At 71.2% G+C, this 15511-nt stretch carries 12 protein-coding genes; 11 read left to right on the top strand and 1 reads right to left on the bottom strand.

Going from position 1 to position 15511, the window contains the following annotated elements:
• Positions 1 to 21: 21 nt before the first annotated feature.
• From ACFC0G_RS15250 to ACFC0G_RS15210, 9 genes are all read left to right on the top strand, one after another.
• Entirely contained in the window at positions 22 to 2247 is a 2226-nt protein-coding gene (locus ACFC0G_RS15250) for a B12-binding domain-containing radical SAM protein (protein ID WP_376402910.1), read from the top strand.
• A 17-nt stretch (positions 2248 to 2264) separates the two neighbouring features.
• Positions 2265 to 3575 (top strand): aspartate aminotransferase family protein, encoded by a 1311-nt coding sequence (locus ACFC0G_RS15245; RefSeq protein ID WP_376402907.1) that lies wholly within the window; start codon positions 2265 to 2267, stop codon positions 3573 to 3575.
• Positions 3565 to 4509: a PHP domain-containing protein gene (locus ACFC0G_RS15240; protein WP_376402904.1), complete on the top strand. Its 945-nt coding sequence runs from the start codon at positions 3565 to 3567 to the stop codon at positions 4507 to 4509. The genes ACFC0G_RS15245 and ACFC0G_RS15240 overlap by 11 nt, the downstream gene beginning before the upstream one ends.
• 15 nt (positions 4510 to 4524) lie before the next feature.
• Positions 4525 to 5238 (top strand): HAD family hydrolase, encoded by a 714-nt coding sequence (locus ACFC0G_RS15235; RefSeq protein ID WP_376402901.1) that lies wholly within the window; start codon positions 4525 to 4527, stop codon positions 5236 to 5238.
• A gap of 22 nt (positions 5239 to 5260) precedes the next feature.
• Positions 5261 to 6190 (top strand): glycosyltransferase family 2 protein, encoded by a 930-nt coding sequence (locus ACFC0G_RS15230; protein WP_376402898.1) that lies wholly within the window; start codon positions 5261 to 5263, stop codon positions 6188 to 6190.
• 143 nt (positions 6191 to 6333) lie between these two features.
• A complete protein-coding gene (locus ACFC0G_RS15225) occupies positions 6334 to 7443 on the top strand; it encodes a sugar MFS transporter (RefSeq protein WP_376402895.1) in 1110 nt (369 codons plus the stop codon).
• A gap of 139 nt (positions 7444 to 7582) precedes the next feature.
• Positions 7583 to 8644 (top strand): hypothetical protein, encoded by a 1062-nt coding sequence (locus tag ACFC0G_RS15220; RefSeq protein ID WP_376402892.1) that lies wholly within the window; start codon positions 7583 to 7585, stop codon positions 8642 to 8644.
• The gene (locus tag ACFC0G_RS15215; protein WP_376402889.1) at positions 8641 to 9774 is read left to right on the top strand and encodes a hypothetical protein; all 1134 of its coding nucleotides are present in this window, start codon (positions 8641 to 8643) and stop codon (positions 9772 to 9774) included. The genes ACFC0G_RS15220 and ACFC0G_RS15215 overlap by 4 nt, the downstream gene beginning before the upstream one ends.
• A 60-nt stretch (positions 9775 to 9834) precedes the next feature.
• Complete coding sequence (locus ACFC0G_RS15210) at positions 9835 to 11631, top strand: class I adenylate-forming enzyme family protein (RefSeq protein ID WP_376403316.1); 1797 nt, start codon at positions 9835 to 9837, stop codon at positions 11629 to 11631.
• On the opposite strand, the gene ACFC0G_RS15205 is transcribed toward ACFC0G_RS15210, so the two are convergent.
• Entirely contained in the window at positions 11618 to 12889 is a 1272-nt protein-coding gene (locus tag ACFC0G_RS15205) for a M6 family metalloprotease domain-containing protein (RefSeq protein ID WP_376402887.1), read from the bottom strand. The two genes, ACFC0G_RS15210 and ACFC0G_RS15205, sit on opposite strands and share 14 nt — an antisense overlap.
• Before the next feature lie 296 nt (positions 12890 to 13185).
• On the opposite strand from ACFC0G_RS15205, the gene ACFC0G_RS15200 reads away from it, so the two are divergent.
• Together ACFC0G_RS15200 and ACFC0G_RS15195 are read left to right on the top strand one after the other, a co-directional pair.
• Positions 13186 to 13851, top strand: coding sequence for a TetR/AcrR family transcriptional regulator (locus ACFC0G_RS15200; RefSeq protein WP_376402884.1), 666 nt, complete (start codon positions 13186 to 13188; stop codon positions 13849 to 13851).
• 74 nt (positions 13852 to 13925) lie between these two features.
• Positions 13926 to 15452 carry an MFS transporter gene (locus ACFC0G_RS15195; RefSeq protein WP_376402881.1) on the top strand — a complete coding sequence of 509 codons (1527 nt, stop codon included), beginning with the start codon at positions 13926 to 13928 and terminating at the stop codon, positions 15450 to 15452.
• Positions 15453 to 15511: the final 59 nt, after the last annotated feature.

Raw genomic sequence — 15511 nt, 5'->3', positions numbered from 1 at the left:
AGCGAGAAGGGGATGGCACGGATGCAGAGCGAGACCACGCGGGGCGAGACCACGCGGAGCAAGGCAGCCATGCGGAGCGAGGCCACGCGGGGCGAGACCACGCGGAGCGAGGCCACGCGGGCAGCCGAGACCACGCGGGGCGAGACAGCCATGCGGAGCAGGACCATTCTGATCAGTGAGCCGCAGGGCGCGACCGGCGAGCTGCAGTTCGACAACGCGAAGCCGTACTTCCCGTACATGTGGGCGATCCTCAAGTCGTACTGGGAACGGAACGGCGACGCCTCGGCGGGCTACGAGTGGCTGGAGCCGATCTGGCGCAACGACGCGCCGAGCGTGCTCCTCGACCCGTACCGCGACACGGAGATCGGCGTCCTCGGGCTGAGCTGCTACACCTGGAACTGGGAGATCCAGTGCGAGCTCGCCCGCGAGGTGAAGGAGCTCAACCCGGACTGCCTGGTCGTGGCCGGCGGACCCGAACCCGACTACAAGGACCCGGAGTTCTTCGCCAAGCACCCGTACATCGACGCGGTGGCGATCAAGGACGGCGAGATCACGTTCCGCGAGATCCTGGTGAAGGCGGCGCGCGGCGACCGCGACTTCTCCGACATCGGCGGGCTCTACCTGCCGGGCGGGGAGGGCGGGACGATGGTCTTCACGGGCCCGCCCGAGGTGCCGACCGAGTTCGAGCACAGCCCGTACCTGGACCAGGCCGCGTACTACGACCGGCTCGTCGCGGAGCACGGCTCCGACGCCTTCGAAGTGATCATGGAGACCAACCGGGGCTGCCCCTACGGCTGCAGCTTCTGCGACTGGGGATCCAACACCAACTCGAAGGTCCGGCGCTTCGGCATGGAGCGCGTCGCCGCGGAGATCGACTGGCTTGGCCACCTCAGGATCGAGAGCGTCATGCTCGCCGACGCCAACTTCGGGATCCTCCCGCGCGACCTGGAGATAGCCGACAAGTTCAACGAGGCCCGCGACGACCACGAGGGCTACCCGAAGTACATCTTCTACAGCGCGGCGAAGAACAACCCCGACCGGGCCATCGCCATCGCCATGAAGTTCGCCAAGAGCGGCATCTGCACGGTGCACTCCCTCTCCGTCCAGCACACGAACAAGGAGGTCCTCGCGGCCACGGCCCGCAAGAACATCTCCGCCGACAAGCAGGTCCAGGTCGTCAAGCACATGATGGACGCCCACGTCCCCGTCGAGGTCCAGCTCATCCAGGGCATACCCGGCGACACGTACGACATGTGGAAGGGCTGCCTCGCCGACCTCATGGAGTGGGGCATCCACGAGGACTACCTGATCCAGGCCTACCGCCTCCTGCCCAACGCGCCCGCCGGCGAGCGCGCCTTCCTGGAGGAGTGGCAGGTCGAGACGATCGACCGGATCACGTACGACCTCACCACCCGGGAGATCGACGAGACCCGCCGGGACGTCTTCCGCAAGCCGGAGCGGATCCTCGCCTCCACCAAGTCGTACACCCGCGAGGACTGGGTCCGTACGTCCGCCTACTCGGCCTTCATCAAGGCCCTGCACAACTCCAGCGCCACCCAGCGCGTGGCGACGTACCTGAGGCTCACCCACGGCGTCCCGTACCGGGACTTCTACGAGAGCCTCCTGGAGGACCCCGCGGTCCGCACCCCGCTGCTGCGGGAGTGGCAGCTCAAGGTCCTGGACCACTACCAGTACTTCCTGACGCACGACGACGCCAGCGACCACATCCGCGTCGACGAACTGCCGAGCCTGGCCTACACCCTGCACCCGTCGCGCTGGCTCTACATCCAGGTGTGCCTGCACCTCGAACGGTTCTACGACGAGCTGAAGGAGTCGCTCCTGAAGCGCTACCCGGAGGTGGCCAACCTCGCCAGTGTCATCGACTACCAGCGCGACATCGTGATCATGCCCGACTACGACCGCGAGGCCGGAAAGCTCATCGAGTCGGACTTCGACTGGCCGGCGTACTTCGAGCAGGCCCGGGTCAGGGACGGCTCCCAGCCGCTGCTCGACGAACCGGCGCCGCTGGACGGAGCGGTGCTCCAGGCGGTCGACCGCGTCTCCGGCGAGCGCCCCACGATGCGCGACGGCGTCCGGATCGGCGGCTTCTACGGCGAGCCCCTGGAGTGGGGGACCGGCGACCTCGGCGAGCGCTGGGCGACCTGGGTCCAGCGCGTGGCCATCGGCCGCAGCTCCGCCGGCATGCACAACCACAAGGAGTTCAAGGTCCTGGGGCAGCGGCCTTGACCAGGAGGGAGGAAGACATGGACGCGGACGTGAAGGAGCCGGACGCGGACGGGAAAGGCGTGGACGCGGACGGGAAAGGCATGGACGCGGACCTGACCGGCCGCCGGTTCGCGAAGTCCGAGGAATGGGCCCGGCGGGGGGAGCGCAGCGACGCCTGGGCCGCCACCCGGGGCGACATCCTCGCCGACGACCGGTTCACCCGCGGCTATCCGCGGTACGTGAGCCGGGCCCAGGGCGCCTACCTCTGGGACGTCGACGGGAACCGGTACGTCGACTACATCCTCGGCTACGGTCCCGCGATCCTGGGCCACGCGCACCCCGAGGTGACGGCGGCGGTCACGCGCGAGCTCGCGCTCGGCAGCTGCATGTCCCCGCTGTGGAGCCCCCGGCAGGTCGAGCTGACCGAGCTCCTCACGTCGGTGATCCCCGGCGCGGAGATGGCCTATCTGATGAAGACGGGCTCCGACGCCACCAGCGCGGCGGTACGTCTCGCACGCATCCACACCGGCCGGTCGAAGGTGGTGCGCTGGGGGTACAACGGCTGGCACGACTGGACGGCGCCGCGCCCGGCCGGGGTGCCGGAGTCGGTCCTGGCCGACACCCTGAAGTTCCGCTACAACGACCTCGACTCGCTGCGGGCGGTGTTCGCGGAGCACCCCGAGTCCGTCGCCTGCGTGATCATGATGCCCTTCGAGGTCGAGCCGCCCGAGCCCGGCTTCCTGGCCGCGGTGCGGGACCTCGCGCACGCCCACGGCGCGCTGTTCGTCCTCGACGAGATGCGGTCGGGCTTCCGGATGGCGCTGGGCGGGGCCCAGGAGTTCTTCGGGGTCCGGCCCGACCTCTCGACCTTCAGCAAGGCGATGGCGAACGGCTTCCCCATCTCGGCCGTGGTGGGCCGTGAGGACGTCCTGCGCGGCCTGAGCGAGACCCACATGTCGTCCACGTTCTACGGCAACCCCGCCGAGATGGCCGCCGCGCTCACGACCGTCCCGATCCTGCGGGACACCGACGCCCTCGCCACGGTCTGGCGCCTCGGCGAGGCCCTGCGGACGGGGCTCGCCAAGCTGGTGGCGGAGTCCGGTCTGCCGGCCGAGGTCGTCGGCTACGCGCCGGCCCCGTTCCTCCGCTTCGACGACGGTCACGAGGCGCTGAAGCTCTCCTTCTACGAGGAGACGACGCGCCGGGGGGTCCTCCTGCACCCCAACCACCAGTGGTTCCTCTCCGCCGCGCACACGGACGAGGACGTCGAGTTCACCCTGGACGCGATCCGGGAGGGCCTCGGATCGGCACAGGTCGCCCGGAAGCTGGAGACGCTCGATGCCGGCTGACGCGCCGGAGGCGGGCCTCGCTGAGGAGCGGGGCCCCGCCCCGGAGGTCGACCTCCACATCCACACCCACTTCAGCAGCGACGCGGACCATTCCCCGGCCGAGGTCCTGGGGATGGCCGCGGCCCGGGGGCTCAGGGCCGTCGCGATCGCGGACCACGACGTCGTCGCCGGCTCGGCGGAGGCGCTGGGCCTCGCGTCCGCGTACGGCGTGGAGGTCGTCCCGTGCGTCGAGCTCACGACCTTCCTCGGCGGCCGGGAGTTCCACGTCCTCGGGTACTTCGTCGACCCGGCGGCCCAGGGCTTCACGGACAGGCTGGCCGAGGTGCAGCGCCGGGACGAGGCGCGCGCCCGCGCCCTGGTGGACGCCCTGGTGCGGCTGGGCGTGGACTGCACCTACGAGGAGGCCCGGGCGCTGACCCCGCGGGCCGTGCCCAAGTGCTCCGTGGTGGTGCGGGCCGCGATGACGAACGGCCGCAACGACGACCTGGCGCTGTTCGACGACTACCGGGAGGGCGGGCCCCGTGCGGGCCAGCCGTACCACAACTTCTTCCTCGACCACATGCGTCCCGGCGGCACCGCCTATGTGGAGTCGGACAGTTCGTTCTCCACGGTGGCCGCCGTCGCGCTGGTGCGGGAGTACGGCGGCGTGTCCGTCCTGGCCCACCCGGGCGGAAGTCTGCCCCGAGGCGAGGGCACCGCCCTGCTCGACGAGCTGCGCGCGGCGGGCCTGGACGGCATGGAGGTCTTCTCGCCGTACCACTCGGAGCAGGACGTGGCCGGGCTGTCCGCGTACTGCGAGGAGGCCGGTCTCGTACGGACGGCGGGCTCCGACTTCCACGGCGAGACCGTGAAGCCGGGGCTGCGGATCGGTGGTCCGGCCCGGAGCCCGTACAGCGTGGTGGAACAGCTCAGGGAACGGGCCGCGTATGTATGAGAGGGAGTGGCGTTCGTGAGTCTTCTCGCCCGGCGGCTCGCGGCCACCGAGGCCGTCGTCTTCGACTTCTACGGGACGCTCGTCGAGCACGACACGGAGTTTCCCGCCATGTGGGAGTTCCTCGACGGCCTCGGCTACCGCAGCCACCCGGAGCTGGAATCGGCCTTCGAGCCGAACGCCTTCGACGGGTGCCTGACGCCGGCCGTCACGGACGATCCGGACCACCAGAGCTGGCTGGAGGGGAACTGGCGCGGCTTCCTCCGCCTGAGCGGGGTGCCGGAGGCCGACGTCGACCAGGTCCTGAAGCGGCTCCAGGAGTTCCAGGCCACCTATCGTCCACGGGCCGTCGCGTGCGCGAACGCCCTCATCGGAGTCGTACGGGAACGGGGGCTGAAGGTCGGGCTCTGCTCCAACTGGGAGACGCCGATCCAGCCTTGCCTGGACGAGGCCGGACTGGCGCCGTTCGACGCGGTGACCGTGTCGGCGGAGGAGGGCGCGCGCAAGCCGCACGGTCTGCTCTTCGCCCGCGTCGCCGCCGAACTCGGCGTCGCCGCCGACCGGATCGCCTTCGTCGGCGACACCTGGTCGGCGGATGTCGTCGGCGCGCTGCGCGCCGGCATGTCGCCGGTGTGGATCCGGGGAGGCAGGCCGTCCCGTGGACTCCCCGACCTCGTCGCCGAGTTCGACACCCTGGGCGATTTCCACCGATATATACGCGATTCCCTGTGACGAGAGCGAGGATGGGAAAGCCATGGAGAAGATCACCGTCATCACGCTCACCCGAGGACGCCCGGACATGCTCCGGCGGTCGATCGAGTCGGTCCGACGGCAGGACTACCCCGGCCCGGTCGAGCACCTGGTCGTGATCGACGACTGCGAGCGGACCGCGCGCGAGATCGCCGACGAGGTGAGCACGGACCACCGGAGGCTGACCACCCACCTCGTACGGCGCCCGGGCTACGAAGGTGACGGGGGTGACGGAGGCGACGGAGGCGACGGAGGCGACGGGGGCGACGGGGGCGCCGGAGGCGACGTGGGCGACGGGAGAAGCGCGGGGGGTGCCGGCGACACGGACTCCCGGGCGTGGATCTACCCGCGGATCTCCCGCCTCCTGAACAAGGGCGCCGCCCTGGCCGATTCGACCTGGATCTCGTTCCTGGACGACGACAACGAGTACCGGCCGGACCACCTGCGCGGACTCATGGCGCTCGTCGAGAAGACCGGCTACCCCGCCGTGCACTCGGCGCGCAGCATCCACTGGGCGGACGGAACCCCCTACCTGGAGCCCCGCTTCCCGTGGGCCCATGTCCCGGGGACCGCCGAGGAGATCTACGAGCTCATGTGCGCGCGCGGCATCTGGGTGCGGGGCACGAACGTCCTCCGGGACAGGGCCGTCCCGATCGACGTCTCCGTCTTCCGCAACAGCACGATCATGACGTCACGGGACGCGCCGTTCCTCGTCGACCAGAACATCTGGCTGATGCGCCGCGACCTGATGCTCGCGCACCCGATCCCGGACGCCTTCTCCGCGCGCGACCTGCACGAGAACATGGGGCCGGACGACATGCAGCTGAAGGTGCTGCTCTCCCAGGGGATCCCCATCGCCTCCACGGGCGAGCCCACCGTCCGGTACTACCTCGGCGGCGTCTCCAACAACCTGAGGCCGGTGCCTCGCGGGTGACTCACGCGCTTCATCCCGGATCCGGATCCGGATCAGAGTCAGGATCCGCGTCCGCGTCCGCGTCCGCCTCCACCAGACGGCGCCAGTTCTGGGCCGCGTCCTCGCTGTTCGCCGTCATGGGCTTCCACACGGGCGTGTGGACGGTGCTGCTCGTCGACCTGTCCCACTGGTTCGGTCTCGACCTGCAGACGCTCGGTACGTTCATGACGCTGGCGTGCGTCGCGTCCGTACCGGTCCAGCTCGCCGGCGGATGGCTCTCGGACCACTTCGGACGGCGTCCGCTCCTGTTCGTGGGGCTGGTCTGCATGGGCCTCACGCTCACGCTGCTCACCGTGGCCCGCAGCGACGTCCTGGCGTTCTCCGTCTTCGCCCTCATGGGGCTCTTCGGAGGAATCCTCGACCTCGGCGTGAACAGCATAGGGAGCGACTACGAGAGCCAGTACGACGTTCCCGTCATGACCCAACTCCACGCCGGATTCAGCGGTGGAGCCATAGGCGGGGCGCTTTTCGTGGCCCTGGCAATGGGGGGCCTCGGCTGGGATTTCCGGGTCGTCTACGGAATCGACGCGGTGCTCCTGGTGGCGTTCGGCGTACTGGCGCTGCTGCTCCCGCTCTCGGGGCGCGTATCCAAGCCCGACGGAAAACTCCGCGGCGGCTTTGCGGAACTGCGCAAGCTCGCCGTGGTCCTGCCCGCTTCCCTGCTGTTGGCGCTCTATTTCTTCAGCGACAGCGCGATCGAGAACTTCTCCTCCCTCTATCTCCGCGATCTCCTCAAGGGCGGGGTGGTGGTCAGCGCCGTCGGCGTCGCCGGTTTCTATTTCGCCTCCTTCGTCGGCCGGCTGTGCGGCAGCGCGATCATCGGACGGCACGGCGAGGCGCTCCTCGTGAGAGCCGCGGGACTCGGCATGTTCGCCGGCATCATCCTCATCGTGACCGGCGGATCCCCTGTGGTCGCGGCGGCCGGGCTGCTGCTCTTCGGCCTCTCCGAAGCGCCCGTCGCACCGGTGGGATTCTCGCTGGCGGGGCGGGCCACGTCCGACCGGGCGGGCCTGGCGATGGCCGTGGTGAGCTCGATCAGCTTCGGCGCGTACAGCCTCAGCCCGCTCGTATTCGGGGTCATCGCGAGTACGTCGTCCTATCAGGTGGCTTTCTCCACTCTCGCCGGAACGGCACTTCTCATCTTCTTCTTCGGGTTTTCGCGAAAGGCCGGACTCTCGGGCGCCGCGCCGGTGTTCACCTCGCGACGTCAGTGAACCTCCTGTTAAAGTTCGTGACCGGCTGTTGAGTCAAGCCCGCGGAAGAAGTGTGGTCATGCTGAGCGGTGCGATTGTTTCAGGGCGCGAGAAGACGGAAAGCGCGACCCTGGCGCAGACCCTCCTGGGGGGAATTCCCGTGATCGGGAGAGGTGATCGCAGCCGGCTGGAAACCTTCTCGACCGCCTGGTCCACGCGTGACGGGAAGGCGACGCACCATGTCGTTCTCGGCGAGGGCGCCGAGCCCGGCCGGGGTGCCCTGGAGAGTCTCCGGCTGGCGGCCGAGACCTTTCCGGAGGCCGCTGTCTCCCTCTACGCGGGATGGGACGAGCCGAACGGCTCGGCGGTCCGCCTGGCGGCGCTCTCCTCCTGCTCCTGGGTGGAGGGAATCCAGCTGCATTCCTTCCCCGCGACGGCCGTCATGCTCCCGATGGGGCAGGCGGAGGAGTTCTCCCGGTTCCTGGAGCGGTTCAAGGAGCTCGAACCGAGCTGCGACGCGGCGCTCTTCGACTTCCTCCAGCTCGCCGGCATCGACGTGTACACGATCCTTCCCTCGCCGGTGGAAGCCGAGGGGAAGGCGGCCTGGTTCGCCCCCGAAGCGGGCCGTCCTTTCGCGGGCGGGGGCGCGGGAGGCGCACGGGGCGCGGGAGGCGCGCGGGGCGTGCTGCGCGGCTACCGCGTCGTCCCGCACTTCCAGCGAGGCGTTCCGTACTGCCTGATCCGGTACGGCGGCGGGGGCGCGGGCGCAGACGACCACACCTGGCGCCACTTCCACTGGACGCGCCAGGCGCCCGAGTTCGGTCTCGACCCGGCGCAGCTGCGGCACGACTTCGACACGACGATCGCGAAGTCGGCGTGGGTCGAGGAACGGCCGGTGGCGGAGCGGGAGTTCCTCTTCGGCTTCTGGATCACCGCGCTGCTCCTCGCGGTCGTCGCCCGCCGCACGACCGCGGAACCCGCGTCGCAATCCGGGTCGCAATCCGCGTCGCAATCCGGGTCGGAACCCAGGTCGCAATCCGGGCCGCAATCCGGGTCGGAACCCGCGGCGGCGATCCCCGACCGGCTGGTGGAGACCCTCGCCCTCGGCGGTCTCGTCGGGTCGGCCCTGCCCGCGGGCACGTTCACGGGCCTGGAGCCCGAGCTGAAGTCCATCGCCCTGGACGGGTACGCGGCCGGAACGGCGCAGGGGGTGGGCGTGTGACCGCCGCATCGCCGCGCCTCTCGCCCGACGGCCTCGTCTCGCTCGACGGTGTCGTGATGACCCATCCGCGCCGGAGCCACGCGGCGCGGGCGCTGTCGGCCGAGCTGGGGGACCTGCGGATCGTCATGGACCCGCACCCCGGCGGGTCGAACGCCCTCATCACCTCCATCGAGGCGTGGGGGGCCTACGCGGCCGACGCGACCCACCACCTCGTGCTCCAGGACGACGTGATCGTGCGCCCCGACCTGCTCCGGCAGGTCCGGCGCGCCGCGGAGCTCTTCCCGGACGCCGCCCTCTCGTTCTACGCGAACTGGGACAGCCTCAACGGCGCCGCCGCGCGGCTCGCCCTGATGGCCGGCTGCGGGTGGGTCGAGGCGGTGCGGTGGGAGTTCTTCCCGACGCTGGCCACGGTGCTGCCCGTGCGGCTCCTCGACGAGTACGGACGGTTCGCGGAGGCCGCGGCGCAGGTCCACTTCGAGGACGACGAGGTCCTGTTCGACTTCCTCCAGGTGAAGGGCGTGCCCGGATACGTGTCCGTGCCCGCGCTCGTGGAACACGGCGACCTGGCCAGTCTCGTCGGCAACCCGAAGCGGAGAGCGGCCTGTTACGGAGGCGGCGAGCCGCTGCGGGGGCCGGGGCAGGACCGGCTCGCCCACTCGCTCACCCTCTGCCCGTTCTTCTACCGGGGCATGGCCTTCCTCCTGGTCAGGGTCGGGGAGCCGGACGATCACGCGTGGCGGTACGTCCACTGGAGCCGCGTCGCCCCGCGGCTCGGCCTCGCCCCCGAGGCGCTGCGCCGGCGCTTCGACCGCGAGTTCGCGGCGTCCGTCGCCCCGTGGGCCTCCCCGGGGCAGAGCGAGTTCCTGTTCTCGCTGTGGATCGTCGCGCTGCTCCTCGGCCTGATTCCGCGCACCGGGCACCTGAAGATCTCCGGCCCGCCGGATTCCGGCGCGGCGGGGGAGGCCGACGAGGCACAGCACCAGGCGCTGATCGCCGAGGCGCTCGGCACCCTGGCCCCGGGGGCGCTCATGGACTCGGCGCTCCCCGACGACGCCTTCGCGGGCCGGAGCGAGTGGCTGCTGAGGATCGCGCATGATGGTTACGAGGCGGGCCGCGCGGGGTTGACCTGACACGGGGAGGCGCATAGCGTCGCGGCGCTGGGGTGAGCAAGCGCTTAGGAGGTCCTCGTGGTGGTGTCCGGTGGGCAGACGGGCGAGGCGGGCCGGACGGGCGGCCAGGCAGGCCGGACGGGCCGGACCGGGGAAGCGCGGCTCAGCGAGCCCGGGGCGCCCTTCGCCGTCGAGGACGGGGTGTACGCCGTCGGGCCGCGGACCCTGCGGGAGTTCGTGGAGGCCGTCTGGGCCTACGGGGACCGGGTGTTCCTGGTGTCCGAGACCGGGTCGACGACCTATCGGGAGTTCTTCGACGCCGCCTGCGGGCTCGCCCGGCAGCTCGTCGGGGAGTACGGGCTGCGGCCCGGTGACCGGGCCGTCGTCGCCATGCGGAACCTTCCCGAGTGGCAGGTCGCCTTCTGGGCCACCCAGCTCGCCGGCCTCGTCGCCGTACCGCTCAACGCCTGGTGGACCGAGGACGAGTTCACGTACGCCCTCGACGACTGCGCACCCGGCGTGCTGCTCGTCGACGGGGAGCGCGTCGGGCGCGTGCGGGCCTGGGCGCGGCGGCACGGCGTGCCCGGGGTCGTCTTCCAGGGCGAGGCGGAGGAGGGGTTCGCGGCGTACGTCCCCGATCGTGATCCCTTCCTCGGGCCGCCGCCGGTCGACGTCCTGCCCGAGCACGACGCCACGATCATCTACACCTCCGGCACCACCGGCCGGCCCAAGGGCGCCGTCGCCACCCACCTCGCGCAGGCCGGGGCCGCCATGCACCCCCGCTTCTTCGCCGCCGCCGCGGCCCTCGCGCGCGGGGAGGTGCCCGGGACGGGACCCGCGCCCGTGTCGCTGACCACGTTCCCCTTCTTCCACGTCGCCGCGTTCACGTCCTTCTACGCCGTCATGGCGGCCGGCGGGACCCTGGTGATGATGCGGAAGTGGGATGCCGGGACCGCCCTCGGGCTGATCCGGAAGCACGGCGTCACGCATTACGCCGGGGTGCCGACCACCGCGCTCCAGCTGATCGAGGCCGCGCACGACGCCGGCGACGAGCTGAAGAGCCTCGTCCTCCTCAGCACGGGAGGCGCCGCCGCCCCGCCCGGGATCGTCGCCGGGATCACCGCCGCGTACGGCGAGCGCGTCGAGCCCCGCAACGGCTACGGGCTGACCGAGACCTGCGGCGGCGTCCTGTCGAACGTCGGCGCCGAGTACCGCGCCCACCCCGGGAGCGTCGGCCGCCCCTCGCCCGCCACCGAGGTGCGGATCGACCGGCCCGACGCGGAGGGTGTGGGGGAGCTGTGGCTGCGGGGGCAGTCGTTGATCCGGGGGTACTGGGGGAACGAGGACGCGACCCGCGCCGCCTTCACCGACGACGGGTGGTTCCGGACCGGGGACCTCGCCCGCGTCGACGCCGACGGGCGGGTCAGCGTCGTCGACCGGCTCACGGACATGGTGATCCGCGGCGGCGAGAACGTGTACTGCGTCGAGGTCGAGGCCGTGCTCCACGAGCATCCGGACGTCCTCGACGCCGCCGTCCTCGGCGTCCCGCATCCCGTGCTCGGCGAGGAGGTCGTGGCCGTCGTGCGGCTGCGCGCGGGGGCCGCCGGCACCGACGGGGAGGCGCTGCGGGCGCACGTCGGCGCGCGCCTCGCCGCCTTCAAGGTGCCCGCCCGTGTCCTCGTACGGGAGGAGGAGCTGCCCCGGAACCCGACAGGGAAGATCCTCAAGCGCCGGCTCAGGGACGACTTCAGCGGGTTCGACGGGGCCAACGGAGCCAACGGGGCCGACGGGGCCGACGGAGCCGACGGAGCCGACGGGGCCGACGGGGCCGACGGAGCCGACGGAGCCGACGGAGCCGACGAGTTCAGGACCGCGTGACGCGGATGCGGTACGCGCCCGTCGGCTCCTCGGCGAGGACGCTGATCCGGATGCCGTTGGCCCGGTCCGTGAAGATCTCGCCCGGACGGTACGGGGCGTCCGACAGCTCCGCGTGGACGTTCGGGCGCCGCGTGCAGCCGCCGCTCGTGTGGTCGCTGTCGGACACGGTCACCGGCCCGTGGCCGGTGTCCACGTCGGACTCGACCCGGTAGACGAGGACGCCCTGCTCGCAGACCGCCTCGTCGTTGCCCTCCTTGCTGCGGACCTCGACCGCGTACCCCGAGGTGCCGGAGAGCGGGACGAAGGTGAGCTTGGGGCCGCCGGGGACGGCCAGCGGGGTGAGGGTGTAGTCGGTGCTGCCGGGGCTCGACGCGCAGTTGATCTGGTCGTTGTCGAGCCAGCCCAGCTTCCACTTGTGCCAGCCGAGCAGGTCGTTGTTGGCCCCCCAGTCCTCCGACATGATGTCCCAGTGCCCGACGGTGCCGCCGCCGTCCGAGGTGTAGAGGTCGGGCAGGCCGAAGACGTGGCCGTTCTCGTGGGGCAGCACCCGGTAGCCGGTCTCGTCGAAGTTGCCGGAGCCGTCGTCCTGGCGGCTGTAGACGAAGGACGTGTTGGCGAGCGGCACGCCGTCGGCGTAGGGGGCGTCGTCGTTGCCGGAGAAGGTCACGGACAGGACGGTGTCGAGGGCGGACGGCCCGGCGTTCGGCGTCACGAGGACGTTGACCAGGTCGTACGCGCTGAAGTCCACCTTCGCGTCGGCGGCCTTCACGATGTCCTCGACGAGGGAGCGGTAGCCCGGCTCGTACGGTGAGCCGCGCTCGATCCCGTACGCGGAGAACGGCCGGGGCATCCGCAGCCAGTCGGTCATCGGGACCTCGGCCTGGTACTTCAGGCGCCCGTACGAGCTGGTGCGGAACCAGTCGGCGGTCTGCGGGAAGAACTCGCGGAAACGGTCCACCGCGGGGCCCTCCCCGACGGCGTCCGGGAAGTCGACCATCAGGGTGAGGGCCCTGACGCGGCCCGTGGAGCGCACGTATCCGGGGGCGGTGGGCAGCCCCTCCGACATCTGCACACCCATCGTGGTGGCGATCCGGCACGGCCCGAGCTGCGCGTTGCGCGGCGCGGCGGCCACGGGGCCCGCCGACGCCGGTGCGGGGTCGGGGAGCGTCGTGCTCGCGGAGGCGAGCAGCGCGAGGGAGAGGGCCGTGGTCGCCGCCAGGGCGACGGGTCTGCGTATCCGTCGGCGGGGGTGCTGCATACGGGCGCCTCTCCGGTGGGGGCAGGTCTGCGGCACGGATCTCCTGCGCGGGGAGGCATCTCCTCGGGGGAGACGGAGATCCGTGCCGTGCGATCAGCCTGTGGTGATCGGCTCGGAGGCGCGCGCCGGGTGGACCGATCGTGTGGGTATCCCGCGCGGCGTGTCGCATGTGATCCAGGTCACATAATGAAGGGAAATAAGCGGGGAGCCCGTCCCCGTTTAACCCTGTGTTCCACGAAGTGGGGAGTCCGTCCCCGGATCCGTCCCCGGATACGAGTCGTAGAGGAGGCTGTGGCGTGATCAGCACCCCGGACACCGCGCCCGCCCGCCGCGTACCCCGCCCGCGCGCCGACGCCCTGCGCAACCGCGAGCGGATCGTGACGGCGGCCCGCGAGATGTTCGTCGAGTTCGGCCCCCAGGTGCCGTACGACGAGGTCGCGCGCCGCGCCGGCGTCGGGAACGCCACGCTCTACCGAAACTTCCCCGAGCGCGCCGACCTCGTCCGCGAGGTCGTCCTCTCCCTCATGGCCCGCGTCACCGAACTCGCCGAGCGGGCCACCGAGGAGGAGACCGACACCTTCGCCGCCCTCCGCCGCTTCACCCACGCCGCCGCCGACGAACGCATCGGCGCCCTGTGCCCGATGCTCGACGGGGCCTTCGACAAGGACCACCCCGACCTGACCGTCGAGCGCGACCGCCTGGAGGAGGCCGTCCAGGGCCTCGTCGAGCGGGCGCAGCGCGCCGGCCGGCTCCGCGCCGACGTCGGCGTCGGGGACCTGATGGTGGCGGTCTCACAGCTGACCCGCCCGCTGCCGGGCACCGCCTGCGTGAACTTCGACCAATTCGTCCACCGTCACCTGCAGCTGTTCCTCGACGGCCTGGAGGCGCCCGCGCGCTCCGAGCTGCCGGGGACGGCCGCGACGCTGGAGGACCTGAGACGCGACTCCTGCCGGCGGTCGTGACGCACTTCTAGCACTTTCGCCTGACGCCTTTACGTCCTTTTTTCACCTGTACGCGCCAAGAGGTGGCTACCCCCATGTCCAAAATCCCCGAGAGCCCCGCGATCCAGGGAGCCGACCCCGGCCGCTGGAAAGCGCTCGTCTTCATCGCCCTCGCCCAGCTGATGGTCGTGCTCGACGCGACGATCGTGAACATCGCGCTGCCCTCCGCCCAGCAGGACCTCGGGATCTCGGACGGCAACCGGCAGTGGGTCATCACGGCCTACGCCCTCGCCTTCGGCGGTCTCCTCCTCTTCGGCGGCCGCATCGCCGACCTGTGGGGCCGCAAGCGGACCTTCGTCGTCGGACTGATCGGCTTCGCCGCCGCCTCCGCCCTCGGCGGGGCCGCGAACGGCGAGGCGATGATGCTCGGTGCCCGCGCGCTCCAGGGCGCCTTCGGCGCGCTCCTCGCGCCCGCCGCGCTCTCCCTGCTCGCCGTGACCTTCACCGACGCCAAGGAGCGCGCGAAGGCCTTCGGCATCTACGGCGCGATCGCCGGTGGCGGCGGCGCCGTGGGCCTCATCCTCGGCGGCTTCCTCACCGAGTACCTGAACTGGCGCTGGACGTTCTTCGTCAACATCCCGTTCGCGATCGTCGCCGCCGTCGGCGCGTACTTCGTGATCCGCGAGCCCGCGGGCGGCCGCAACCGCTCCACGCTCGACATCCCCGGCGTGATCCTCTCCACCCTGGGTCTGGTCGCGCTCGTCTACGGCTTCACCCGCGCCGAGTCCGAGGGCTGGAGCGACGCCGGCACGATCGGCCTGTTCGTCGGCTCCGCCGTGCTGCTCCTCGCCTTCGTGTTCACCGAGGCGAGGGTGAAGTCCCCGCTCCTGCCGCTGCGCGTCCTGACCGACCGCAACCGCGGCGGCGTCTACCTGTCGCTGGGTCTCGCCGTCATCGCGATGTTCGGCCTGTTCCTCTTCCTGACGTACTACCTCCAGGTCGTGAAGGGGTACTCGCCGGTCAAGACGGGCTTCGCGTTCCTGCCCATGATCGTGGGCATGATCGTCGGCTCGACCCAGATCGGTACGCGGCTGATGACCCGGGTCCCGCCGCGGCTGCTCATGGCCCCCGGCTTCCTGACCGCCGGCGTCGGCATGCTGCTCCTGACCCAGCTGGAGATCGGCACCTCGTACGCCGGTCTGATCCTGCCCGCGCAGCTGCTGCTCGGTCTGGGCATGGGTACGGCGTTCATGCCGGCCATGTCGCTGGCGACGCTCGGCGTGGACCCGCGGGACGCCGGTGTGGCCTCCGCGATGGTCAACACCTCGCAGCAGGTCGGCGGCGCCATCGGTACGGCCCTGCTGAACACGATCGCCGCCTCGGCGACCACCGCCTACCTGGTCGACCACGCGGCCGGCGCGACCACCCCGGCCGCGCAGAAGCTGGTCCAGCTCCAGGGCATGGTCGAGGGTTACGCCGCGGCCATCTGGTGGGCCGTCGGCATCCTGGTCCTCTCGGCCACGATCGCCTTCGTGCTGATCAACACCGGGAAGCCGGAGATGGGCGTCGTCGCCGGGTCCGGTGCGGACGACGAGGTGAAGGTCCCCGTCATCGCCCACTGATTCCCGACGCCCCGCAGTCCCTGCCCCGGCCCCTGCCCTGGCCCCGCGTATTCAGCGGG

This window comes from Streptomyces sp. NPDC056169, assembly GCF_042268445.1.
GTDB lineage: Bacteria > Actinomycetota > Actinomycetes > Streptomycetales > Streptomycetaceae > Streptomyces.
The sequence above is the reverse complement of the archived record's forward strand: the minus strand, read 5'-3'. Positions and strand labels throughout refer to the sequence as shown.